The organism is Paenibacillus motobuensis (assembly GCF_039521865.1).
In the GTDB taxonomy this organism is placed as follows: Bacteria; Bacillota; Bacilli; order Paenibacillales; family Paenibacillaceae; genus Fontibacillus; species Fontibacillus motobuensis.
Genome location: NZ_BAAACX010000018.1, coordinates 145,480 through 171,004, shown reverse-complemented (window position 1 = coordinate 171,004; position 25,525 = coordinate 145,480). Strand labels below are relative to the sequence as shown.

Annotated in this window: 23 protein-coding genes; 8 read left to right on the top strand and 15 right to left on the bottom strand. The window is 48.0% G+C overall.

The window, feature by feature from the left end; genetic code table 11:
• Positions 1–154 precede the first annotated feature (154 nt).
• The gene (locus ABD014_RS20215) at positions 155–1,375 is read left to right on the top strand and encodes a peptidase (RefSeq protein WP_343864221.1); all 1,221 of its coding nucleotides are present in this window, start codon (positions 155–157) and stop codon (positions 1,373–1,375) included.
• A gap of 132 nt (positions 1,376–1,507) precedes the next feature.
• Here ABD014_RS20215 and ABD014_RS20210 read toward each other — a convergent pair whose 3' ends face one another.
• The 4 genes from ABD014_RS20210 to ABD014_RS20195 all read right to left on the bottom strand — a co-directional run bounded on the left by ABD014_RS20210 (position 1,508) and on the right by ABD014_RS20195 (position 6,896).
• A complete protein-coding gene (locus ABD014_RS20210; RefSeq protein WP_379338558.1) occupies positions 1,508–2,887 on the bottom strand; it encodes a sugar porter family MFS transporter in 1,380 nt (459 codons plus the stop codon).
• A 229-nt stretch (positions 2,888–3,116) separates the two neighbouring features.
• Complete coding sequence (locus ABD014_RS20205) at positions 3,117–4,466, bottom strand: AraC family transcriptional regulator (RefSeq protein WP_343864219.1); 1,350 nt, start codon at positions 4,464–4,466, stop codon at positions 3,117–3,119.
• Positions 4,441–5,910, bottom strand: a complete 1,470-nt coding sequence (locus ABD014_RS20200; protein ID WP_343864217.1) for a sensor histidine kinase — start codon at positions 5,908–5,910, stop codon at positions 4,441–4,443. The genes ABD014_RS20205 and ABD014_RS20200 overlap by 26 nt, the downstream gene beginning before the upstream one ends.
• Positions 5,907–6,896, bottom strand: coding sequence for a substrate-binding domain-containing protein (locus tag ABD014_RS20195; RefSeq protein ID WP_343864215.1), 990 nt, complete (start codon positions 6,894–6,896; stop codon positions 5,907–5,909). Before ABD014_RS20195 ends, ABD014_RS20200 begins: the two co-directional genes overlap by 4 nt.
• Positions 6,897–7,179: 283 nt before the next feature.
• Here ABD014_RS20195 and ABD014_RS20190 point away from each other — a divergent pair, with 283 nt between their 5' ends.
• Positions 7,180–7,497 carry a winged helix-turn-helix transcriptional regulator gene (locus tag ABD014_RS20190; protein ID WP_251414878.1) on the top strand — a complete coding sequence of 106 codons (318 nt, stop codon included), beginning with the start codon at positions 7,180–7,182 and terminating at the stop codon, positions 7,495–7,497.
• Positions 7,498–7,589: 92 nt separating this feature from the next.
• On the opposite strand, the gene moaA is transcribed toward ABD014_RS20190, so the two are convergent.
• From moaA to ABD014_RS20160, 6 genes are all read right to left on the bottom strand, one after another.
• Positions 7,590–8,606 (bottom strand): GTP 3',8-cyclase MoaA, encoded by a 1,017-nt coding sequence (moaA, locus tag ABD014_RS20185; RefSeq protein ID WP_343864211.1) that lies wholly within the window; start codon positions 8,604–8,606, stop codon positions 7,590–7,592.
• Between the two features lie 39 nt (positions 8,607–8,645).
• Positions 8,646–9,089: a molybdenum cofactor biosynthesis protein MoaE gene (locus ABD014_RS20180; protein ID WP_343864209.1), complete on the bottom strand. Its 444-nt coding sequence runs from the start codon at positions 9,087–9,089 to the stop codon at positions 8,646–8,648.
• A gap of 70 nt (positions 9,090–9,159) precedes the next feature.
• The gene (locus ABD014_RS20175) at positions 9,160–9,939 is read right to left on the bottom strand and encodes an AAC(3) family N-acetyltransferase (RefSeq protein WP_343864207.1); all 780 of its coding nucleotides are present in this window, start codon (positions 9,937–9,939) and stop codon (positions 9,160–9,162) included.
• Between the two features lie 216 nt (positions 9,940–10,155).
• Positions 10,156–10,365, bottom strand: coding sequence for a cold-shock protein (locus ABD014_RS20170; protein WP_343864205.1), 210 nt, complete (start codon positions 10,363–10,365; stop codon positions 10,156–10,158).
• Between the two features lie 93 nt (positions 10,366–10,458).
• Positions 10,459–10,659, bottom strand: coding sequence for a cold-shock protein (locus ABD014_RS20165; protein WP_068779348.1), 201 nt, complete (start codon positions 10,657–10,659; stop codon positions 10,459–10,461).
• A 468-nt stretch (positions 10,660–11,127) separates the two neighbouring features.
• Positions 11,128–12,174, bottom strand: coding sequence for an NAD(P)/FAD-dependent oxidoreductase (locus ABD014_RS20160; protein ID WP_343864200.1), 1,047 nt, complete (start codon positions 12,172–12,174; stop codon positions 11,128–11,130).
• 297 nt (positions 12,175–12,471) lie between these two features.
• Between ABD014_RS20160 and ABD014_RS20155 the strand changes: the two genes are divergently transcribed.
• Positions 12,472–13,500, top strand: coding sequence for an ATP-binding cassette domain-containing protein (locus ABD014_RS20155; protein ID WP_343864198.1), 1,029 nt, complete (start codon positions 12,472–12,474; stop codon positions 13,498–13,500).
• Positions 13,497–14,309, top strand: coding sequence for an ABC transporter permease (locus tag ABD014_RS20150; protein WP_343864196.1), 813 nt, complete (start codon positions 13,497–13,499; stop codon positions 14,307–14,309). The genes ABD014_RS20155 and ABD014_RS20150 overlap by 4 nt, the downstream gene beginning before the upstream one ends.
• Before the next feature lie 4 nt (positions 14,310–14,313).
• Here ABD014_RS20150 and ABD014_RS20145 read toward each other — a convergent pair whose 3' ends face one another.
• From ABD014_RS20145 to ABD014_RS20130, 4 genes are all read right to left on the bottom strand, one after another.
• On the bottom strand, positions 14,314–14,850 hold the full coding sequence (locus ABD014_RS20145) for a ClbS/DfsB family four-helix bundle protein (protein ID WP_343864194.1): 537 nt from the start codon (positions 14,848–14,850) through the stop codon (positions 14,314–14,316).
• Between the two features lie 188 nt (positions 14,851–15,038).
• On the bottom strand, positions 15,039–15,242 hold the full coding sequence (locus ABD014_RS20140) for a heavy-metal-associated domain-containing protein (RefSeq protein WP_343864192.1): 204 nt from the start codon (positions 15,240–15,242) through the stop codon (positions 15,039–15,041).
• Positions 15,243–15,301: 59 nt separating this feature from the next.
• Complete coding sequence (locus tag ABD014_RS20135) at positions 15,302–17,722, bottom strand: heavy metal translocating P-type ATPase (RefSeq protein ID WP_343864191.1); 2,421 nt, start codon at positions 17,720–17,722, stop codon at positions 15,302–15,304.
• Between the two features lie 369 nt (positions 17,723–18,091).
• Positions 18,092–18,292 (bottom strand): copper ion binding protein, encoded by a 201-nt coding sequence (locus tag ABD014_RS20130; protein ID WP_343864189.1) that lies wholly within the window; start codon positions 18,290–18,292, stop codon positions 18,092–18,094.
• Between the two features lie 271 nt (positions 18,293–18,563).
• Between ABD014_RS20130 and ABD014_RS20125 the strand changes: the two genes are divergently transcribed.
• Positions 18,564–19,214 (top strand): TetR/AcrR family transcriptional regulator, encoded by a 651-nt coding sequence (locus ABD014_RS20125; protein ID WP_343864187.1) that lies wholly within the window; start codon positions 18,564–18,566, stop codon positions 19,212–19,214.
• Between the two features lie 120 nt (positions 19,215–19,334).
• Here the strand turns inward: ABD014_RS20125 and ABD014_RS20120 are convergent, their stop codons facing one another.
• The gene (locus tag ABD014_RS20120; RefSeq protein ID WP_343864185.1) at positions 19,335–21,638 is read right to left on the bottom strand and encodes a helix-turn-helix transcriptional regulator; all 2,304 of its coding nucleotides are present in this window, start codon (positions 21,636–21,638) and stop codon (positions 19,335–19,337) included.
• A gap of 296 nt (positions 21,639–21,934) precedes the next feature.
• On the opposite strand from ABD014_RS20120, the gene ABD014_RS20115 reads away from it, so the two are divergent.
• The 3 genes from ABD014_RS20115 to ABD014_RS20105 all read left to right on the top strand — a co-directional run bounded on the left by ABD014_RS20115 (position 21,935) and on the right by ABD014_RS20105 (position 25,501).
• Positions 21,935–22,882, top strand: coding sequence for an ABC transporter permease (locus ABD014_RS20115; RefSeq protein WP_343864183.1), 948 nt, complete (start codon positions 21,935–21,937; stop codon positions 22,880–22,882).
• Between the two features lie 14 nt (positions 22,883–22,896).
• Complete coding sequence (locus ABD014_RS20110; RefSeq protein WP_343864181.1) at positions 22,897–23,799, top strand: carbohydrate ABC transporter permease; 903 nt, start codon at positions 22,897–22,899, stop codon at positions 23,797–23,799.
• 64 nt (positions 23,800–23,863) lie between these two features.
• Positions 23,864–25,501 carry a type 2 periplasmic-binding domain-containing protein gene (locus ABD014_RS20105; protein ID WP_343864179.1) on the top strand — a complete coding sequence of 546 codons (1,638 nt, stop codon included), beginning with the start codon at positions 23,864–23,866 and terminating at the stop codon, positions 25,499–25,501.
• Positions 25,502–25,525: the final 24 nt, after the last annotated feature.

Genomic DNA, 25,525 nt, shown 5'->3' with positions numbered 1-25,525 from the left:
CACTGTCCACCCACTTATGAAAATTTTCACTTTATCTGCAACATTTCTTAATGACCTCCGTCTATAAAGACGAAAACAGCAAACAAGGACACGCCATATTGGCAATTTTCTAGCTGTAAGTACTACCTACACATAGAACTAGGAGGAAATACTGATGAACAAACCATTCAAAGTTTTAGCAACCGCAACGATCCTGGCTATGGCCGCTCTGCCTACAGCAGCTTTTGCTCAACAAGGAGTAGCAACGCCAGTTAATGAGACTGCTATCACTCAAGCCAAGGTTGTACCTGGAACAATGGGGAAAATCACCGATTTCGTTAATGATAATACAGGCAAATTCATTACTGTCACCGGCCGCGGCCTGGCTGCAACCGATCAAAGTGAGATCATTCTCTCGATTACCAAAGATACCAAGATCGTCGATGCAAAAGGCCAAACCGTTGCCTTGAAGTCAATTATCGATGACAAGAAAGTAGTCAAAGCTTTCTACGGACCGAACATCACCAAGAGCCTGCCAGCCCGCGGAACTGCCTTGACACTGGTCGTTCAAGATCGTGACTTCAGTGCTATTCAAGGTACTGTCTCCGAAGTGACTGAAGATGGAAGCATCTTCGTGAAGGGAACAGATCTATACGGCGGTTATAACGATGAGATCATTCTCCATCTTGATCCTAAAGCAACCATCCTCGATCAGAACCACAAGGCTATCGAAGCTGGCGGGATTAAGGCCGGTATGAGTGTGGAAGCATTCTATGGCCCTGCCGTGACGATGAGCTTACCTGCACAGTCAACCACCAACTATCTCGTTGTAAATACAGACGAGATTGCTGATCTTACTCCGGGTACAAGCGGAATTATCACGAGTAAGAATGAAAAAACGATCACCGTAATCGGTAACCCAATGGAGCATGGTGGCACCAATTATGTCATGCTGCATGTGGATAAAGATACAGTAATCGTCGATGAGAATGGGGCTTTATTAACTGCCGATGCATTGAAAGAAAATAGCTATATCGATGCCTTCTATGGCAATGTAATGGCAATGAGCTATCCTGGTCAAACCCATGCCGACAAGATTGTTGTCAAAGAAGCTCAAGCGGTCAAAGCAGAAGGCACGATCACGAATTCGGAACGGGCAGGCGAAGGCCGTGTCTATCTCAACGTTGGCTCTGACGACAAGACAGAGAATGACATCATTCTGAACATCTCCGACAAGACTGTTATCCTCCCGTTAGCAGGAGATGACACGGAATTGAAGGACGGCATGAAGGTGGTAGTATACCATTCGCCAATCATGACGAAATCTCTCCCAGGTATTACGAACGCGGAAATCGTTATTGTTACTCCAGATAACAATACGGTAGCTGCTCAATAATATCCCGATGGGGTTAGCAGAATCCATCCTGAGAATATACAGCGAGGGGCTTTCCATAATGGAAAGCCCCTCGCATCAATATATCTAGAATTCTCTCGGATACTCTTACTCAAATAAGTATTAAGCAATGCGTTATTTAGCAGCCCACAGCGACTCGATCTCCTCCAGTGACTTCCCCTTGGTCTCAGGAACCTTACGCCAAGTGAATACTACCGTAATCAGCGCCATAAGACCAAAGATCCAGAAGGTCAGCGCCGGGCCTGCAGAGTTAAGCATCGGCGGAAAGGCCTGGGATACGATATAATCAGCCGTCCAGAGAGCCATCGACGCAATCGCCGTAGCCTTGCCGCGAATCCGGTTCGGGAAGATCTCGGAGATAACGACCCATACCACCGGCCCAAGAGATAGGGCGAAGGCCGCTACATAGACCAGAATAAAGATCAGCACGAGCGGACCGGAAGTATGACCTGTCTGGAATGCAGCGCCTATGACGATCAGACAGATCAGCATCGCTGAAGATCCGATCAGCAGCAGCATTTTACGGCCTACTTTATCGATCAGCCAGATTGCCAAAATGGTGAACAAGAGATTTATGATTCCGACAAAGATCGTCTGAATTAGGGCTGCATTTGTTCCTGCGCCCGTCTGCTTAAATATCTCCGGTGCATAGTACAGCACCGCATTGATTCCCGTCACTTGCTGGAGCACGGCCAGTCCGACACCTACAATCAGAGCCAGTCTCAGAGCTGGACTGAACAATTGGCGGATCGAACCGTTCTCAATTTTGAACGACTCCTTGATGTCCAGCACTTCCTGCTTCGCCAATGTCTCGCCATGAATCTTGACCAGAATCGGAAGAGATTCGGCTGCCCGGCCTTGCTTGATCAACCATCTTGGGCTCTCAGGCACGAAGAACAGCAGGACCAAGAATAACAGACCAGGGATAATACCGAAGGCGAACATCCAGCGCCAAGCGGTGGATATGCCCCAGGCTTCATTCCCGAAGCCAGCAATCCATAAGTTAACGAAATACACTAAGGATATTCCTGTAACCGTTGCCAGTTGATTCAATGCTACAAGGCGGCCGCGATATTTGGCTGGGGCGATCTCCGCATTGTACAAGGGGCACAGGGTTGACGTAATCCCGATCCCGATTCCACCGATCATTCGAGCAATGATGAACTCGTTGAACGTATTCGGTACTGCTGAGAAGACAGATCCGATAATGAACAGGATCGCCGCCGTGATCAGTACTCTCTTGCGGCCAAATTTCTCACTTAATACTCCGGAGGACAAGGCTCCGACGATACAACCGATAATCAAGCTGGATACAGCCCAGCCTACCTGGAAGTCATTCAGGTCAAAATGCTGCTGCATGAAACCGATTGCACCAGACACTACAGCTGTATCAAAACCAAATAACACCCCGCCAAGAGCAGCGACTATAGACACCAAGGTCACGAATCTCATACTGACTCGATCGCCTTGTTCTGGTATATTAGAGCTCATCATTTGACGTCCCTTCTGTGTTGTACTTTCTCTCGATTTCACATACTCTCTGAAATCCAAAGTTATTGTAACACGGGGACTATTCTAATCTGCGCTCGAATCCCTTCACTAATTTGTGCAATGCCAGCATAAAATTAATCCCCGTCCATTCTTGTTCCGCCAAGGGACATTACGCTAGCACAAATTAAGCACTTATGACAAAAAAGTCCACGTTAAAACACATGGACCTCTCTCATCGTAGCTGCTGTCGGTATTCCGACGGTGTAACTCCGGTGACTTTTTTGAACACTCTGCTAAAATAATTGGGATCCTTGTATCCGACGGCATAACACACTTCCTTCAGGCTTAGATGGCTATCCTTCATCATCTCCTTAGCCTTCTCGATGCGCAGTCTCGTAACATAGTCGATGAAGGTCTCCCCTGTCTGCTGCTTAAACAGCTTGCTGAAGTAATAAGGATTCAGGTGAACATGCTCTGCTGCATCTTCAAGCGAGAGATCCTCCTGATATTTACGGTGGATATAAGCCACAGCTTGGTCTAGCATATTGTGCGTACTCTGCTCCCGCTCCTCGCGGATTTGGCGGATAGCCAAATCAACATATGAACTCTCTCCGACGGAACGTAAGGTGGAGGGCAGCTTGTCTTCATTCTTGCCAGGACGCTCTGTTCCAGTAATATTCAAGTCCTCAAAGCGATTGATATCTCCCCATTGATCATATTTGGACGCAAATACAGCCTCATAGTACGATTGCTTGATACCTGGGATGCCCGTTTGCACTGAACCAATGCCAACCGATATCATAATGCCGCATTGTTGACGAAGCCCTTCGGCCAACTTACCAGCCAGAAGCGCAGCTTCTTCCCGTAATGAAGCGTTACCACCCTGCGTATCTCCAAGCAGGAAGATCGCCATATGCTGGTATACCAACGAGCTGATCGTCACAGTAAAGGGCTCTTTTATTGATTCATGGGCCAAATTCTTGACCTCTTCATATACCCGCTTCTTCTCATCACCAAGCTCGGGAAAGGCAAGCACCAATGCACACCCTCTCTCGATAGATAGACTTAAAATATCGGCTAGCTGTTCCACCTCGGTCTCATTTACCTGATCGGCCATCAAATGCAGTGCAATTTCCGTCTCTGCGAGCGGCAGCAGCTGATAGAACTTATCTCTGACCGCAAGCTGTTCATTTCGCTTATTCCGCTCCGCTTCGATCTCCTGGACGAGCCTTTCCAATACAGCCGCTACTTCGGCCCGCTTAGCCGGCTTCACCAAATATTCCCGGACTCCCAGGGATATCGCCTGCTTCGCGTAATCGAAATATTCATAAGCCGTGATCATCACCATTTTTACATCCGGATTCTGCGCTTTAATCTCCTTCAGAGCATCAAATCCTTGAATCCCCGGCATTCTCACATCCATCATCACAATATGAGGGTGGAATTCGGCCGCCTTCTGGATGGCCATCCTCCCATTCTCCGCATGAGCGACCTCGAACGTGCCTGGCATCATCCGCGTCGCGATCCACTCAATTCCCTCCCGTTCCAAAGCTTCATCATCTGTTATCAGTAGGCGGTACATGGCTCTCCTCCTTTCCTGTAGCTGGAATCCGGATAATCACTGTCGTTCCTTTTCCCGGTGCGCTCTCAATTTCGATCATATCTTTCTTGTTATAAAATAACTCCAAACGTTTGAACACGTTATGGGTGCCAAGCCCTGTGGAATGCCCCTTCTCGGGAACCTCGCGCGCTCCTAGACGATTCGAATCATAATTAAGTAGCGAGTCGCGAACCTCTTTGCTCATACCGGCCCCATTATCAGAAATGGCTACCCTTGTCTCGCTAGGCTCACACGAGATTGTCAGCTTGACTACCGCTCCTTCTTCCATTCCTTCGATGCCGTGTACGAACCCGTTCTCAAGAATAGGCTGTAGAGTCAGCACAGGCACCAATACATCAAGACCTGCCTCGTCAATCTCGGTCTCGAAGCGAATGCGCTCGCGGAAGCGGGCCTGCTGAATGAAGAAATATTCCTTGGCATGCTCCACCTCTTCCCTTAACGTCACTGGACGATCCAGCTTCCGCAGATTGTACCGGAGCAGATTGGACATCGACACTGTCAGATCACTCGTCTGCTCCGCCCCCTCCAGCAGCGCAAGCTTGGACATCACATTCAGCGAATTGAATAGAAAGTGCGGGTTAATCTGATTCTGCAGCACTTCCAGTTCCAGCTCCTTCACGAGTCGATCCTTCTCCAACCCTTCCTTTTCTTTCTCAATCAGCAGTTGAAGATTATTCTGCATTTGCCCGAACGCCTCGGAGAGCACGCTAAATTCATTATGCGCATCGATGGAGGGAGGGCGCACCTGCAGATTTCCTTCGGATATTTGCTCGGCCGTCTCCACCAATTCCTGTATCGGTCTTGTGATGCGTAATGAAATCCAATAAGCCAACATGACGCTGATGATCGTATTCAGAACAAAGACAGCAATCCCCCAATGGTTCATCACTTCGGTCTGAACGAGAATCTTCTTGTAAAACGGCTGATAATAGCTTAACTCTAAATCAATGAGCTGATAAGCTTCTTCCTGGATAAACTCCGCAGTTGTCTCAGCCTCCGTATAAGCCGCAGCATAGGCAAGGGGAGCCGTGCTCTCGAGAGAATTAAGGATGCTCTGTTCTTGCGAGATAAAGGTCGACAGTAAATGGCGAAAGCCCCTCATATTTAACCCGGCCGATTCAATGGCTTCTTGTCTCGATAAGCTGGATTGCAGCTTCTTCAGCTCTTCGTTCCTCTCCTTGTACAATTCCAGGCTGCTATCACTGCGGTCCATGAGATATACATTGATCGCGCTTAAGTTTATCCGCGTCTGTTGATCAATTTGCTTGTATAGTAGTACCCGGTCGAGCATCATATTATAGCTTTGCTGCACCGTACGCCCACTCTGAAAGATAAAGAAGGATACCGCATTATTCAGAATTAACATGGCCGGAATAACGATGAACAGCATTCTGCGCATATTCATGGGCTAATTCCTCCGCCCTGCAGTTGAGCTTGATCTAAGACATAGGTAGGAATGAAGTACTCCCCAGTAAGCTTGTCTCCCTGAAAAAAGCTGCTTAGCAAAGCCATCGACTTAGCACCAATCTCCTGCGGCTGCTGTACTATAGATGCCATAATCTCACCCCGCGCGATACCTTGTCGTGTTATTTCTAGATCATCGAACCCATATATACGAACACCCTCTTGACCAATCGCCTTCACTCCTTCCAGAATGCCTCCGGCATCCAGGGAACTGAATCCGACGATCGTTCTAATATCTCTATATTGGCTGAGCATATCTCGTGTCTGCTTGGCAGCTCCAATATGTGAAATATTCGAAGAACGGACGTCTACGATTTCCATACCGGTAGCCGAGGTAATAACCGAGCGGAACCCCTCCAGCCTTAAACGCTGACTGTCTGCTAATTCGCTGCCGATAATGACACCAATCTTGCCGTTGCCTGCATGATCCTTCAGCACAAGCTCGCCCATCTGTCTGCCAGCAGCCCGATTATCCGTCCCTATGTAAGCCAGCCTTTTGCTCGACGGTTCATCCGCATCCACCGTAATCACGGGGATTCCTTGAGCTACCGCCTGATTAATCAGCCGTTCATAGCCCGGGTCAGCCATGCCCTGGATCATAATTGCATCCGGTCTCAGAGCAATCGACTTCTCTAGCAGTCGGATCTGCTCTGTCGGATTGCTGCGAATCGGTCCCATGTAGACTAACTTTATTCCCTGCTTCCCCGCTTCATCCTTGGCTCCCTTCTCCATTTCCCGCCAGAATGGATTGTCTTGCTCCTGAGATATCAGTACAACATACTTCAGCGAAGCTTCCTCCGCCTTATTCGGGCTTATTTGTCGTACCAGATCATTGATTTTCAACGTCGAGAAGAAGAATTGAGACAATATATAGCCAAAAATAACGACGAGGGCGATCAGTCCAAGCAGCCATTTGCGATTTGACATTGAGCGCACACATCCTTCATCCATTTCATAAGCTCTCATAAAAACTGTGCTGTTAGTATAACACTAATGAATCATGCAGACTCTTTACAGTTCTTTTACAACACCTATTAGGTATTATTGCTTCGCTGTATCGTTTAATTAGCTAAAATAAAATGGCTATAGGTTACTTTATGTAAGTAGATATATTTCTACAATTTATCCGCTAGTGATAATATTGGTTACGAAAAGTTATCTTGTTAATTTTATTTAGCGGATGTATAATGCTTAACAAGAGGTGATAGCGATGGAAATGCCGCAGCTTTGCCCCCGATTTGAACGAGCTATTGAACTATTAAGCAAACGTTGGTCTACATTAATCGTATACCGACTGCTGGACGGACCGCAGCGATTTGTGGATATCGAGAACTCTTTACCCAATCTGAGCGGTAAAGTTCTGTCCGACCGACTGCGAGAGCTTGAGACAGAAGGAGTCATCCAGCGTACTGTATATCCGGAGAAGCCTGTACGCATAGAATACTCATTAACTGATAAAGGCCGCGATCTTGCTCCCTTGATGGACGATATCCAACAGTGGGCGACGCGCTGGGTTGAACTGGACTGATCGCTCAGCCGTTTATTTTATCAGCCTAGTAGAACACACAAGAGCAATCCATTCCAGTCTCCCGAAGGAGATTAGGAGGATTGCTCTTCTTATTATCCGCCAATATAGGACATATTTATTTTTTTGCGGGTCTGGGCCGTCTGTTCGGTGCGTTCATCGGAATAGCGGTCATGCCGCGACTCCCATACATCGCGTATCGCATGGGTAAGCTGAGACCTAGAAGCCCCACTGCGCAGCATTTGTCGCAGATCGAAACCCTCCGAAGCGAAGAGACAAGTGTAGATTTTACCTTCTGACGAGAGACGGGCGCGGGTACAGGTGGAACAGAATGATTCCGATACCGATGTGATGAAGCCAATTTCGGCCGAGCCATCCTTATACTGATATCGCTGGGCAACCTCCCCTAAGTAATTACTCTCCAGCGGCTCCAGTTCATATCGCGAAGACAACATCTGATAAATCTCCCGTTTGGTCACGACCTTCTTCATACTCCAGCCATTATCGTTCCCAACGTCCATGAATTCAATGAAGCAGAGCTTGATCCCACGTTCTTTGAAGTAGGCCGCCATAGGCAGAATCTCCTGCTCATTCAAGCCCTTCTCCACCACCATATTGACCTTCACCTGCAGGCCGGTCTGTCTTGCATATTCAATATTGTCCAGAATGTGTGAGGGCTCGATTCCTCGTCCGTTAATATGTCCGAACAGCTTAGGATCGAGCGCATCCAGGCTCACATTCACACGGCGCAGCCCTGCATTCATCAGGGAGTCTGCATATCGTCCCAGCAACAGTCCGTTCGTTGTCAGTCCGATATCTTCGATCCCGTCAATCTGCCACAGCCTCTCAATCAACGATGGCAAATTGCTGCGCAACAGTGGCTCTCCGCCTGTCAGACGGAGCTTACGGACACCGAGAGAGGCAAAAATCTCTGCAACTAAGACGATCTCTTCAAAGGCAAGCAGTTCTTCGCTGGGCAGGAACCTGTAATCATCGCCAAAGATTTCTTTAGGCATACAATAGGTACAGCGAAAATTACAACGGTCGGTCACAGATATCCGCAAATCCCTAATCGGCCTTTGCAGTTGGTCCTGCATCGGCTCTATTTTCATAGCTGCTTCACCTTCTTTGTATAGCTAAACTTCAGATGATCAAGGAGTTTCATTCGGCTCCGGATTCCTCCGCTGATCACCGATCCATTCCTCGCCATTCTCCCAAATTTCCTTCTTCCAGATCGGTACCATTTCCTTAATACGCTCAATTGCATATTCATTCGCCTCATATGCTGCCTTACGATGAGGAGAAGAGACCGCGATGACTACAGCGATGTCGGAGATTTGCAATTCACCGGTACGATGCGCAATCGCGACTCTTGTGCCAGGCCACTTCTCGTCGATCTCTTCGCCAATTCGGGCCAGCATCTTCTCGGCCATTGGAATATACGCCTCATAAGCAAGATATAGCGTTCTAACCCCTTGTGTCCATTCGCGGACATGTCCTGTAAATACCGTTATCGCACCTGCTCCAGGATGAAGCACGTAATCGATATAAGGCTGAACCTCTATGGGCTGTTCGACAATTTCATATTGCTTCATATAAATCCTCACTTGATATATTCGTTACGTCGATATTAACCACTATATCATTATGAATCCAAATTCCCGATTAGGGCAAGTGTATCAGCTCATCAGCAAGCGGCTCATTATCCGAGAATAAATCCGGATTCTCACGCAGCATCTTCGTCAGTATATCCGTCATCTGCACGGTATGACAGATCCAGGTATCGGCATCACCGAGCTTGACCTTGCGGATCGCCCCTTCCCGTTCAAGAATCTTCTCTACCTTCCAGAAATGCTCGGACCATGACAGTCCATAATGGCGCCGTGAAGGTACCGGAATCTCCGTTCCATCACCAAGCACAACGAATAACTGCTCATGACTATCCGTAACTCTGCCGGGAATGTCCACCCATTCCTCGATCCCATGGATGAAGGTATTACGTCTTAGATCAACACCCACAAGCATAATCGTCGCTTGGCGATCCAACAGCTTGCCCCACGGGGACTCTCTATGGCAAGGCGTATCGCATAATTCCGCCCCGGCTACGAATTCGGCCGCATCCTCGCCCAGAGCCGCCACCGAATGTGTCGGGTGATAAGAACGAATCACGCCCTCGCGCCCCCGGAACAATTCCGGCAAAATACCGACGCAGGATGGGGAGGTCTCCACATAGAACTTTGGATTATCCGCATTAATGTAAGACCAGGTATGGGTCGGAAGAACAAGCAGCCCCTCCTGCATATATTCACTTAGTGCATCCAGCACCGTATCGGCTCCTCCATCTACTTCACCAATGCTCTTCATGGATGAATGCACGAGCAGAGTGCCCTGGCGATCGATATTGGCCGCCGCTAGTTGATTGAATAGACTATGGCTTGTATGCATTATCATTAGCCTCCCATTATAGTGATGCAAGACCATTATGGCCCATTATACCCTAGACATCTGTAATGACAAGCCATAAGTTCTCAGTAGATCATCCTAACAAATAAAGGAGTGTGCAAATAACAAAAAACTGACACCGGCATTGTACCGAGCGTCAGTTCATATAGAGAAATTCATCATATAGTTTTCTACCCCATGTTTCTTAGCTTACTTCATTCAATCGTGATGATTGAAGCTGGTATTGGTCAATACTGCGAGCATCCGCTCATCTTCCGCCATGGTAGACCCACATTGAGGACAAGTAGGGTGATTCAAAAAAGCAAAGTTGCGTCTCATCCAACCGTTGCAATCATCATTCGTGCAAGACCAAATGGCCGTGACTTCCTCTGGAATTTCTTCCGCCTGCTTTTTTCTCGAGTTGTACACGAAGCATCCCTCTCTTTCTCATCTGGAATGATTAGCTGATAAAATAAAATGCCCCAAACTGGTACGTCTGGGGCATATTATCTTTAGATAAGCTTACAGCTTAACAACGTTCTCGGCTTGTGGACCACGGTTGCCTTGAACTACGTTGAACTCAACGCGTTGGCCTTCGTCCAAAGATTTGAAGCCATCGCCAACGATCGCGCTGAAATGCACGAATACGTCATTGCCGCCTTCAACCTCGATAAAACCAAAGCCTTTCTCTGCGTTGAACCATTTAACTGTTCCTGTTTCCATGAATATTACCTCCAAAAATTTAATTATATGACCTCTATATTCGTTTAAATAATAAAAATCACATATTGCACAAGGCTATGCACTTAAAATCATAACCCTCTACAATATGTGAGTTCAGGCCAAAATTCCAATTACTCTCATTATAGTTCAATTCGCTTAAATAAGCAACTGTACTAATTTGGATTTATTACCTGTTCCCTGTAAAGAATGATTCAAGTCATTATGTTTAGCACCTGTAACAACAATATGAACCGTTTTGAGGTCATTTCAAAGCTTGCAACTTGTGTGCTTGAAACACACTCTTATAATATAGTCGGGAACCAGCGGAAATATACCTGATTCTGTAAAACGGTAATGTAAATATAATCCGATAATCGTCGTTATATATTCCATAGTAATATACTGTGATTCGACAAAATCGTGAGTTTTGTCATCACTTCTTTTGTCATGTGACAGAATCATACCCTATCAATGCCTGTCTTCTTCAATGACACCAAGCGCACGATTCTTCTCTTTGAAGCGGCTGTTGTGCGATGACACATAGGCAACCTTCTCCGCTCCTGGATCTATGAACAGTTTAGCATTATTTACAGCCAGCACGGCATCCGTAAATGCCCCGGCGATAAGTCTTACCTTGTTGTCATAATCAACGAAATCTCCGGCTGCAAAAATGCCCGGTGTATTCGTCTCCATCCGAGTATTTACGTTCACCGTCCATTTTCCAATATTCAAGCCCCAATCGCGAACAGGCCCGAAGTCGCTCCTCATTCCATGATTTACGATCACGTCATCCACGTCAAGAATTTCAGATCGACCGCTCTCCACATGGGTAATGCTTACCTGATTAATCAGGTTCCCGTCCCGACTGTGCAGCTTATCTACTATATAGGGAGTACGGACATTTACAGTTGACTCCCGCATGCGGGTCACATTTCGTTCATGTCCTCCAAATTCATTCCTCCGGTGCACTATCGTTACAGATGCAGCGACCAACTGAAGCTCGTTAGCCCAATCGACCGCGGAATCTCCTCCGCCCGAGATGACGATATGTTTGCCTCGGAATGCATCCAGCTCCTGTACCGTATAATGCAGGTTAGTTACCTCAAACCGATCCGCTCCCTCGATCTCTAGCTTGGCCATCTTACGAATTCCATAGCCGATAGCCATGATGACAGTACGCGTCCAATGAACCCGGCCCGATGCTGTTCTTAATAGGAAGGTGCCATCCTCCTGGCGCTCACACTCGCTTACCTGCTCACCGAGGATGATCGCAGGGTCAAAGGTTTGCGCCTGCTGAGCCAACTGCTTAGTTAGCGTTCCGCATAAAGTTGGAGTTACTCCGCCGACATCCCAGATCATTTTCTCTGGATACAACAGCATTCTTCCACCCAACTCCTGATTCGCGTCAATCAGCTTCGTCTTCATATCGCGCATGCCGCTGTAGAAAGCAGCATACATGCCTGCAGGCCCTCCGCCAATGATCGTAACATCATACAACTCCAATGGGTTCCCCATCTGATTACTTCCTCCTCTATATTTTAATGGTCGGGAGATTCGATCAGCTCCAAGATTCACTTATGGCATTACCATATTTTATAATTCAAATTCATTATTATTGAAAATGATTATCATTGTCAATGAACAAAAAGATAATTGTCTTATATTTATTCAACTTTTCATTGTTTACATTCTGTTTAAAAAGCGGTGATATGATCCGATTACGATAACAATTAAGGGTTCAAAAAGTCCGGTTTTCAACACCGGGAAGCAAACTTTTTTGAATCTATATGTTGTGGATTGGAGGAAATAAAATTGGGACAGAAATACAAAGAAACTAATAGCAACTGGGCCGTGGAGGCAAGCGGTCTGGTCAAAGTATTTGGAGATAATCGTGCGGTGGATGGTGTGGATTTAAATGTACGCGCAGGTTCGATCTATGGTGTGCTTGGACCTAACGGAGCGGGCAAGACAACAACGATTCGTATGCTGGCCACACTGCTGCGTCCGGATGCCGGAACAGCGAAGATCTTCGGCCATGATGTAGTCAAGGAATCGCAGATTGTACGTCAGTTGATCGGTGTAACGGGGCAATATGCTTCTGTCGACGAGTCGCTCAGCGCTACCGAGAACTTGATCATCTTCTCGCGCTTGCTCGGCCTCTCGCGTAAAGAGGCAAAGAGCAAGGCTGTGGAACTGCTTGAGGAATTCGGCTTGTCCGAGGCGGCTAAGCGTCCGCTCAAAAATTTCTCTGGCGGCATGCGGCGCAGACTGGACCTGGCTGCCAGCCTGATCGCCCAGCCACCACTCATCTTCCTCGATGAACCAACTACCGGGCTCGACCCGCGCACGCGTTCCCAGATGTGGGATACGATTCGCCGGTTAGTGGATACGGGATCAACCGTGCTACTTACAACGCAGTATCTGGAAGAGGCCGATCAACTGGCTGACCGGATCGCCGTAATTGATTATGGACGGGTCATCGCCGAAGGCACTGCCGATGAGCTGAAGATGTCCGTCGGCACTTCCTCCCTGCATATGCGGGTGCAGCATGCGCAGGACATTGAGAAGACTCGCCGCATGATCGAGCAGGTGCTGAAGGTGCCGTCGAGCATATCTTCGGAGGCCGGTGAGATCACGGCGCCGATGGCAAGTGCTGATCTCGTCACCGATCTGCTGATCGCACTCCGTGGCGAAGGAATTGCTCTATCCGAGATGAGCGTGCAGAAGCCGACTCTCGACGAGGTATTCCTGACGATCACCGGCCAACGGGCAACGGATACGGGGAAGGATGCCACTGCACCAGCCTATGAATCCAAAACCATGGAGGGAACGACAGTATGAGAACTTCCATTCAAGCTGTATCTGAACGCAAATTAAAAAACAATACCAGCTTCATGCAATCGCTGCGCAATTCGCTTACGATGGCCTACCGCGGACTGCTCAAAATCCGCCGTACGCCTGAGCAATTATTCGACGTCACGTTGCAGCCAATCCTGTTCACATTAATGTTCACGTATATTTTCGGTGGGGCGATCTCTGGCGATGTAGCTAGCTACTTGCCGGTCATTATCCCTGGCATTCTCGTTCAGACCGTGATCACGACCTCTGTCGTGACCGGCGTCCAGCTGCGCGAGGATATGGACAAAGGCGTGTTCGACCGCTTCAAGTCACTGCCGATCGCACGGATTGCTCCGCTCGCAGGAGCGCTGCTCGCTGATACGATCCGTTATACAATTGCGACCGTGCTGACCTTTGTGATGGGCTATATTATGGGCTACCGTCCAGACGGAGGCCTGGAGCATGTCGCCCTTGCCGGTATTATCGTCATTGTCTCCTCCTGGGCAATCAGCTGGATCTTCGCATTCTTTGGCGTCATTGCTCGCACAGCCTCAAGCGTACAGGGAATCTCGATGATCGTGTTGTTCCCGCTCACATTCCTCTCCAACGCCTTTGTACCGGTGGAGACGATGCCGAACTGGCTGCAGTGGTTCGTGAAGTTCAATCCGATCTCCCATCTGGTAACGGCCGTACGTGATCTGGCCAACTCTGGCACTGTCGGCTGGGACTTGGGAATTTCCTTGATCGGCGCTGCGGTGATCGTCCTGATCTTTGCGCCGTTAACCGTGCGTGCCTATATGCGCCGGACTTAATGCATTAATTTTGCCGAGCCGCTCTATGTAGTGTGTGCTTCTTCCACTTTCTAATTTTAGAACGGAAGCTCTGGAATGGGGCCGCCGAGTTAATATGAATCCAACGGACCATCGGCCAGTTCTCTTTGTCTCCCGTCCAATTTCGAACACCTTGCGTGAAGAGTTCCTGATCGGTCAGAGTCTCAATCCATTCCAACCATTGCTGTTCCTTCTCAAGGAATAAGGATCTGAGCTCTGGCAGGGACTTAGAGGAGTGCTCATCGTAAAAAGACTGATACAGTCCGCCAAGTTGATTCCATTTATAACCCGGCGCGGGCATCCGTACTTCCCGGCCTTCTCGTTCATCCTTGTCCCAGCCCATGACGAGGGATAGCCAGCCCAGCTGGTAAGCGATGATCTCCGCAGGCGTCTTGTCCACTTCAGGAATGCGCCTATCCTTTTGGCTGTTCTCGATTTCATCAAATTCAGCGTCAAGCTGTATGTAGCGGGAATGAATCGTATCAATAAGGTCCTGTTTGGATGCATACTCGTAACTTGCCATGGCTAACACTCCTTTGTTTTATTGATGTAGTTAGTTATACCATATTGCAAGTGACAGCTGTCTGTCTTATTTTACAATATGATCATCACATACTAGAGAGCAAGCATCGATCATTTATGAAATACCAAAGAACCCCTGCGGTTAAAGTATCCTGAAGATACGACGACCAGCAGGGGTTCTATTTATAATTACAATGCTATGCGGTAGCCTTTCGCTTCAATACTTGCTTTAATATCTGAAAGTCCCAATTTGGATGAGTCATATTTTACATTCACGGTGTGCTCTTCCAGGTTTGCATGTCCCTCAGCACCAATCGCTTCAAGCGCACCCTCGACCTTCCTGGCGCATTTCTCGCAGTTCATACCCTCGACCTTGACTGTTGTTTCTTGCATAGTCTCACCTCCTCCCTCACTGAGTTCCATGCTCTCGCTACTGCTCTCTATTCATCAAGTTATCCTCGAAGCTTCACACGTTGCAGACGAAGTGCGTTCAGAACAACAGATACCGAGCTTAATGCCATAGCGGCCCCGGCTACCCAAGGCGCCAGGAATCCTAATGCTGCGATCGGAATACCCAGCGTGTTATAACCGAGTGCCCAGAACAGGTTCTGCTTAATGTTGCGCATCGTCTTCCGGCTCATATAGATCGCATCCGGAATACTGGACAGGTCGCCACGCATCAAGGTTACATCAGCGGCTTCCATAGCTACGTCCGTACCTGTACCGATCGCCATGCCGATATCTGCGGTTGCCAGCGCCGGAGCATCATTGATGCCGTCGCCGACCATAGCCACCTTCTTGCCTTCTGCCTGCAGCTTCTTCACTTCCTCGGCTTTGCCTTCCGGCAATACCTCGGCGCGGACGTGATCGATACCGACTTGGTCGGCAATCGCTCTAGCCGTACGTTCATTGTCACCGGTGATCATGATGACCTGGAGACCCATTTCCTTCAAACGGCTTACCGCTGCCGCCGAGCTCTCCTTAATCGTGTCAGCTACAGCGACCATACCCGCATATTCATTATTAATCGCGACCAGCATCGCCGTCTTGCCGGATTCCTCCAGCTTCGACATTGAGGCATAAGCATCTGTCGCGTCTACATCAAACTTATCCATCAAACGGCGCGTACCCATCAGAATATCGTTGCCTTCGACCACAGCCTTGATGCCGAATCCGGGAATAGCCTCGAAGGAATCCGTACCCGGCAGATCTATATTCTTCGCCTTGACTCCCTCGACGATCGCTTCAGAGAGCGGATGCTCCGAATTTTTCTCCGCTGCACCAACTAATCTTAGGAACTCAGCCTCATTCCGTTCTGTCAGCACATCGGTAAGCTCAGGTTTGCCTTTGGTAACTGTACCTGTCTTATCCAGGATAATGGCGTCGATCCTATGCGTCTGCTCCAGATGCTCGCCGCCTTTGAACAGGATGCCGAATTCCGCCGCACGGCCAGACCCAGCCATAATCGAAGTTGGAGTAGCGAGACCGAGCGCACAAGGGCAGGCAATGACGAGCACGGCGATCGCTTTTTCCAAGGAACCGGCAAAGTCCCCCGGAGAGACAAGGAAGTACCAGATGAGGAAAGTAACAAGCGCGATCCCAACCACAATCGGAACAAAAATGCCAGAAATCACATCAGCTACACGCTGAATCGGCGCCTTCGAGCCTTGGGCCTCTTCCACGACTTTAATAATCTGCGCGAGTGCCGTCTCTTTGCCAACCTTGGTCGCATTAATTCTGAGCATGCCATTCTTGTTCATGGTTGCGCCTATAACGGTATCGCCCGCCTTCTTCTCCACGGGAATGCTCTCACCTGTCAGCATCGACTCATCCACCGACGACATGCCCTCCAGCACTACACCGTCAACCGGAACTTTATCACCTGGACGAACGAGCACGACATCCCCCGTAATCACTTCTTCGATCGGAATACTTAATTCTTGACCATTACGGACGACTAGAGCTGTCTTCGCCTGCAAGCCCATCAACGACTTGATCGCTTCGGACGAACGCCCCTTTGCCAGTGCTTCGAACAGCTTACCCATGACTACCAGCGTAATTAGCACGGCACTGGTCTCATAATACATCGATGGTCCATGATGAACATCAGCGCCGTTCGCAGCCCACGCGATCGTTAGATACAAGCTGTAGAAATAAGCTGCAGACGTACCGAGCGAGATGAGCACATCCATATTAGCACTGCCATTGCGAAGCGCTTTGTACGCTCCGATGTAGAACTGTCTGCCTATATAGAACTGAACTGGCGTAGCCAGAATCAGTTGGAACCATGGATTCATGAAAAGATCCGGGACCCAGATCCACGTTGTAAAGGAGAAATGACCCACCATCGACCACAATAACGGTAAGGAGAGGATCGCCGACACGATCAGCTTGCGCTTCTGTCGGGTTATCTCTTGCTTACGATGCTCGGATGGATCCGCCTGCTCCTGCTTAAGGGAAGCTTTATAGCCTATCTTCTCTACCCTTTGCTGCATATCGGGGACGCTGACTTCAGCCGGATTATACTCCACATGAGCGGTCTCCATCGCAAAGTTAACGGTCGCTTGACTCACACCGGGTATCTTATTCAGTGTCTTCTCAATTCTCGTGGCACAGGCCGCGCAAGTCATGCCGCTTAATTCGAGCTCTACCTTTTCCTTGATGGTGTCATAGCCGAGCTTCTGGATGCTCTGCTCCATCCTTGCTACATCGACGACACTTGGATCATAAGTAACTGTCGCCCGCTCAATCGCGAAGTTCACATTCGCTTCCGAGACGCCTTCGAGCTTATTTAAACCTTTCTCAATCCGATTCGCACAGGCCGCACAAGTCATCCCCGTTATCTGCAAGGATGTCTGCTTTGTTCCTTCCATTTATATCACCCGCTTAAAATTAGGATATTACTCTAATGCATGTTCAAAAAGTCCGGTTTTCAGCACCGAGAAGGTTGGATGAAGCTAGGGCCTGAGGAGCGGAGCGTACGTAGTGAGTACGTGAGCACCTGAGATGTTTCCGAAGGAAACATGACTTCGTAAGCATTTGCTAAGGCCTGGCTGAATTCAAGATTCGATGTCGAATATGCTCTCAGTGTTACTTCGTGTTAGATATAGAATTTATTCGTTATCAACGGAGTTGATGAAATTCTATATCGCAAGAAAACCTACATTTGAATCGCGGTCGCTCATCCTTGAATGACTTCGATCGGTTTTCTTATCAAAAGCGGACTTTTTGAACTACCTTTATTACTCAACGTCGTAGCCTTGATCCTCGATGGCCTCCTTAATATGGTCAATGGAGAGCTTGCTCTCGTCGAACTCTACAGCAACCGTTCCCTTCTCCAGATCAACCGTTCCTTTTGCCCCGATCTCTTTTAGAGCTCCCTCCACCGAATTAACGCAATGACTGCAAGACATTCCCTTCACGTTAAGCAATACATTTTCCATTTCGATTACCTCCTGATTATTCTAAGGTTCGCCAATAACTTATGGCGTTATTATTATCTTTCCTCAATTCCATAACTATATAGTACAGATCATTGAGCGTCCTGATTACAAATATAGTATACCCCTCTACCCTATATTTAGTCAACGGTTATTCTCGACAAATCCCAAATAAAAATTCCCCTATGCAAAATCCGCAGCAGACATCCATCATTGTCCAGCCAATGGAGGAACGATATAATAATACGATAACGACAATTTTGGAGGCTTCTATATGGATCCAAAAACGAGGCATAAGGACGAATTACAACGCGGCAAACAGAATAGGATTCAGCTTGTCATCGAAGCGGCCGAAGAAGTATTCAAAGAAAGAGGCATTGATCAGACCACGATGCAGAATATCGCGGATCGAGCTTGCGTTGGTGTAGCCACCGTATTCCGCTTCTTCCCGAAGAAGGAGAAGCTTGTCGTCGCCGTGGCGACGAGAAATCTGGAAATCGTACTGCATACCTTCCAAGCGATCGCCGAAATGCAGGTGCCCTGTTATGAGAAGATTAGCCTTCTCTTTGATGATTTCATAACTCTGCTCGATAGCGACGATAGTTCCAATGTGAAGCTTCTTGAGAATTTCGAGAGCTATGCCGCCTACTACAAAGAACCCATCGAGGATATCGATATCTTTAATAAGATATATCGGCAAATTTCCGACGTCTTCTCAAGCATTATCCAGCAAGGGATGGAGGACGGCTCCATAAGGAATGATATTCCGGTAGATAAAGTACTGACAACGGTCATCAACACATTCGGAAATTTCGCAAGAAAGCTGTCCCTGCAGAAGAATATTCTCACCGTTGAGCCTGACCTGGATCCAAAGGAACAACTCCTGATCCTGAAGGATATCCTGCTTAGTTATCTTAAGGGTTAAGCTCAGCCATGAACCGCATGAATCGCTATTCTTATTCACAATGAACCGTGCAACATGAGAAGAGGCCTGCTAATGAATCGTCATTAGCAAGCCTCTCTGTCTAATTAGTGAGATGAAGCATCAGCTCGAAAAATTCTGCCGGACAGAGCGGTATTTGGTAGGAGAAACCCCCTCACGTTTACGGAAGGCCCGCGAGAAATTGTTCTCATCCACGAATCCAACCTGCTCTACAATCTCTTTGATGGAGAAGTTGGTCGTCTCGAGCAGTTCCTTAGCCTTTTCGATACGAATTCTAGATACATATTGCATAAGAGGAAGCCCGTTCTTGTTCTTGAAATAGCGTGTTACGTAAGAAGGCGTCAAGGATAGCTGCTCAGCTACTGTCGAAAGACTCAGATTGTAATCCGCATAATTCTGGGCCACATAGCTCAGCATTGAAGAATACAGGCGATCCTCATTCGAATCCTCTCCAAGGCTGTCCTGGATGCTGCGGGATACATCAAGCAGATTGGCACAGGCCTCTCCGACCGTCTCGGACTTATGATCAGCCAGCGTCTCCAGCTTATACTTAATCGCTTCGCGGTGGGAGAGCGAGATATTGTTCACGATCTGGTTCAAAGTAAATATCATCTGCAGAAAGGTCAGGCGAAAAGCAGAGGCATCCTCCAGCCAAGTGAACCTCTCCTTCAGCTCCTGAATCAATCGCTGTAATCTCTCCGGATCCTTCGAGCATACCGCAGTATGTAATTCCTCCGCTATATCGGTAATCTGGCGTTTATCGCCGACCATATCCTCCTCTATTTTCTGCTGCTGAATGACCTCCGACTGGGTGATGATCGATTGCTTGCCTGCAAAAATGCGGTACTCAGCCAATGATGTGGCTGAATTATAGGATTGGTACAATTCCGCCGCCGATTGAGGTTCGCCGATCGTACAGGACAAGGAAAGTTTAAAGTGCCTGTCCATAAATTTCAGAACCTGGGCTGCGAATGCCCGACTTCGCTCCTCCCATTGATCAGCGAACTCATTATTCCATGATACGATGCCTACAATACCGTTATCGATCGCCAGATCCAGCGCATAATTAATACCATGCTCTCCGGACAAATTCTCAAACACATTGCATACCGCGTATTTCAGCAGCCACTGCTCGCTTAGCGGCTCTTTTCCCACCTTCGAATTGTAGTCATCGAACATAATCACCAGCACATTGCTCCATTCTCGGCTGTCAAGCAACTTATGGAGTACGCTGCGGTTAGCCTGCGTCGTGTTATCTACATTTAATTTGCCCATTAAAACGGCGAGCAGCAGCTGATTCCGAGTCAATATCTCCTGATTATGCATCATATGGGACATATTAATGCTCTCGTCCCTCATTTGCTCGATATAACGCGTGAGCTGGGCAAGTTCATCTTCATCATGAGCGATGGATCTCTCCGTTAGCGAAGGAAGACGGCTAGACAGCTCCTGGATCGGCTCATAGCTCTTGCGGGCCGAGCGGAAGCTAAGCACCAGCCCAAGTCCCAGTGACAGCAGTACAATTCCGAGCGAGACCGTAAGCGCGACATAATATTCATGGAAATAAGCATTCCGCTGGGTAGCGTTCACCACATGGAACTGCTGCTTCTCAGAGGTTTCCTGCAAGAGAAGATACCCACGGAACCTCTGCTCCGAATTCTGGACAGCAAGCGCCAGCTCCCTCCAATCCAAATCAGGACTTCCGTCCAAGTAGAAGAACGGTGTACCATAGCGATCAAAAATAATCAGACTGCTTGCCGGGTCGATCGTCCTCTGGAAGCTGTCTATCATAGCCGCATAATTCAATTTATAGATCATGATTCCATTTGAATAAGGCGTACTGTCCAACGGAACGAGAAGCAACAATACATGATCCCTGCCCCCTTGATTATGCTCGTTGGTTAATGAGGACAGCAGCATCGGCGTCTTTAAGTCCTCCATCAGCGAACGCAGGCTCTCCGGTGCGATCTTGCTCCGGCAGATGAGCTTGGCGTAGCTCTCCGCCGTATACATCCCCGTATCTGTGAAGATGACATCCTCCAATGAGCTATACGGCGTATTCCTATAAAATAAACCGATCGAATCAAGCTCCGAAGAAGGCGCTTTCAACTTATCAAGTTCATCAGCAATCAAATACGGGTAATTGATCTGCTCGTGTAATTGATAAGGAAGCAGCCTGGTGTCATGTGAGACGGACAAGGTCAGCTTCTGCAGATCAAGGATCCGAGTATCCAACTGCTCGGTCATGTGCGCCATGAATCGATGAGTATTCTCCGTCAGACGATGATAGGTATTTGAGAGAGAAATAATATTAGTAATTAACAGCAACAGACCAGACACTGCCAGAATCAGCAAATACCTGCCAAGAAAATTTCGATACAGCTTCGATTGCAGGGCTTTCCGCACAATACTCACTTCCCATGATGAAATATGCAAAAAAGATTATATCGAGTATACGAATTTTGACTAGGGTTATCAATTGATCTTAGCCAAATAGCAAAAATAGACGATTCACTGCGAAAATTGCCGGGTTCAAATTCACGCCAAAAATCAATCCTTGCCGTCAAAAGCCAAATATCGATGATTGCCCCATCCGAGCGGATTCTTTAATATCAAGGCCATAGAAACGCGATTCCGGCCGGACTCGGTTCTGATCCACAAATATACAACTATGATCTGCTAAGGAGAAGGAGGCTTATCTTATGCCTGTAAAGGCTAAATCGGCGCCTGCTTCGGTCCATAAATCCGCCAGAAAGAAGCTAGGCATACGGAACAACTGGGATTACCTGATCTTCATTATCCCAGTCATCCTTTACTTTCTTATTTTCTGTTATGGCCCGATGTACGGCGTACAGCTGGCATTCAAACGCTTCAATCCGGCTCTTGGGATCACATCGAGCCCCTGGATCGGAACGGATAATTTCGAGCGGCTGTTTGGATCATTCCAATTTGCCCGTATTTTAAAGAATACATTAGTCATCAATTTGCTTAAAACCTTCATCAGCTTCCCAATACCAATCATCCTTGCGCTTATGTTCAATGAGATCAGACGGGAAAGATTGAAGAAGACATTTCAGACGATCACTTACGCTCCATATTTCATTTCCACGGTTGTTTTCGTCGGGATTATCAATTTATTCCTTACCGGAGAGAACGGCTATATCAACAATGTTCTAGAGATGTTCGGAATCGCTCCGATTCCCTTTCTAACCTCTCCCGATTATTTCTCCGGAGTCTATGTCAGCTCTGATATATGGCGAAATAGCGGGTGGAACTCAATTATCTTTATTGCCGCATTATCTGGAGTGGACCCCCAACTACATGAATCAGCGCAAATCGACGGGGCCAGTCGGTTCAAGAGAATTATTCATGTGAATCTCCCTTGTATTATGCCGACCATTGTTATTCAATTCATTCTACAGATGGGGAAGATGATGACTCTCAGCTACGAACGCATTCTTCTTATGCAGAACAGCCTCAATATTGAGGCGTCTGAGGTCATATCTACTTACGCTTACAAGACAGGTCTGATCAATATGGATTACGGATTCTCTACTGCCGTGGGGCTCTTCAATAACGTTATTAACATCGCACTGCTGTTGGCCGCCAACAAGATCGCCAAACGCTACAGCAGCAGCAGTCTGTTCTAGAGGGAGGGAAAACCATGGAAGCAGCTTCACAGCGCATTCGGGAGTCTAAGGGAGATCGCGTATTTCTAACGATAACTTATATTCTGATCGGGATCCTGGTTCTGGCTATCCTCTACCCGCTCATTTATGTAGTCAGCGCTTCACTCAGCGATCCCAAGCTGGTCATTTCCGGAAAAGTCGGACTGATTCCGAAGGGGTTCAATCTGGAGGCCTATCAGCGGGTGTTCATGAATCACGAGATCTGGATCGGATACCGCAATACGATTCTGTATACAGTCATCGGCACCGCCGTCAATATCGCTCTCACGATGATGGGTGCTTATCCGCTGTCGCGCCGGAATTTCCCTTGGCGCAGGTCCTGCATGGTGTTCTTTACGATCACGATGTTCTTCAGCGGAGGAATCGTACCTATGTACCTGCTCGTCCGCGATCTAGGCCTGTATAATTCGATGTGGGCCCTGATCCTGCCGACTGCCATCAACGTTTACAATATGATTGTGGCAAGGACTTTTCTAGAGACAACCATAGACGAGCAGATTTATGAATCGGCTTATATCGACGGTTGCAGCAATATACGCGCCTTCTTCTCCATCGTGCTGCCGCTTAGCGCCCCGATTATGGCCGTGCTGGTTCTGTTCTATGCCGTTTACCATTGGAACTCCTACTTCGAGGCGATGATATATCTCAAAGATCGGACGTTATATCCGCTGCAGCTGTTCCTCCGCGAGATTCTCGTGATGAACCAATCGGATAATGTCATGATGGATTCCATTGAGATGGACACGAGCAAATTCCTCGTCGCGGAAGGCGTCAAATACGCAGTAATTATCGTGTCGAGCGTACCGATCCTCATGCTCTACCCATTCCTTCAGAAGTATTTCGTAAAAGGAATGATGATCGGAGCCCTTAAGGGATGACGCTTGCGAGAGAACGAATTCACGAATTCACTAGTTCACCATATAAAAGGAGTTGCTTACGATAATGAAAAAGAGACTTGTCTTGCTGATCACGCTCGTACAAATCGCGTCGCTTCTCACCTTAACTGCCTGTGGGACGACTGGCAAAGGGAATGCAGACGTTGCGGCCAAAGATGAAGAGACCGCGGCCAATATTACAAAGACCGGCCTTCCTATTGCCGATAAGCCGATTCATCTCCAGGGGCTTGTCGCCAAATATGAGCTTGTTACAGACTGGAACCAACATACGGGATTAAAAGACTACGCGTCAAAATCCAATGTCATCATTGACTGGGATAGTGTGCCACAGAACGCTTTTGAAGAGCGCCGAAACCTTCTGTTCGCTTCCAATGATCTGCCTGACTTCGTCATGCGGGCCGGTCTGACACCACAGCTTATCACTTCGTATGCGGCCGCGGGTCAAATCATCCCGCTTGATGATTTGATCGAAGCCGGCTATGCGCCTAATTTATCCGCGCTGATGGCAGCGGACGAAGGGATTCGCAAATCGATCACCTCGGCGGATGGCCATATCTACTCCCTACCCAATATCAGCGAAGCCGACGGGCGCATTGGTTCGTCATGGATTAACAAGAAGTGGCTGGACAAGCTCGGACTTGAAATGCCCACAACAATGGATGAGTTCTATCAGGTCATGAAGGCGTTCAAGGAACAAGACCCCAACGGAAATAACAAGGCTGATGAAATCCCGCTCTCCGGATACAAGGAGAAAGCCAATAACGGGAACGAATTCTTCAAATCGTTCTACGGGAACTGGGGCTTCGGCGGTAATTCGGGAATTATCGCACCTTACATGGATGTAGATGATAACGGTAAGATCCGTTATATCGCCACAGATGAGAAATTCAAGGAGATGCTGACCTACTTCAGCAAGTTCTGGGCAGAAGGCTTGATCGATAAGGAGATGTTCTCACAGGATATGAACCAGGTTGTAGCCAAGGTGGATGAAGAACGGATCGGCTACGTGGCCAAAGGTAACAACAATCTATGGATGGGCAAGAACCGCGGAGATTACGTGCAGAATCCGGTCATGAGAGCGATCGACGGCGATGTCTATTGGACAAGCGTCAGCCCGAAGGTACGGGATATCGGCTCCTTTGTCATCACCAGCAAGAATACGCATCCTGAAGCTACACTGCGCTGGGCGGACTATTTCCTTAGTGAAGAAGGGACCGCCATGGCCCGCCTGGGGATTAAGGATGTGACCTACACGATCGACAGCGACGGATTCTATAAATTGAAGGATGAATACGCGAATAACCCTGATGGCCTTACTGTAGATGAAGCGCTCTCCGACTATACGATCTTCCAAGGCGGACAGATACCGCAGCGGGTTACACAGAAGGTCGATCAGAGCGCGGCTGTACTTCCTGAGATGATCGCTAATAAGGATGTCGTCCGCCCTTATCTCGTACCCGATGAGAAGCTGATGATCCCGAACTTCTCCGAGGATGAGAATATCCAATTGAGTACCTATGCCACAGATATCGAAGCATACACCGAGGAACAGGTGGTCAAATTCATTACAGGTGCCAAATCACTTGATGAGTGGGATAATTATGTGAGTACACTCAATAAAATGCATCTGGATAAATATCTTGCGATTTACCAGGCGGCCTATGACCGCTGGAATCAGCAGTAATTATCCACGGAAGATGGGAAGGGG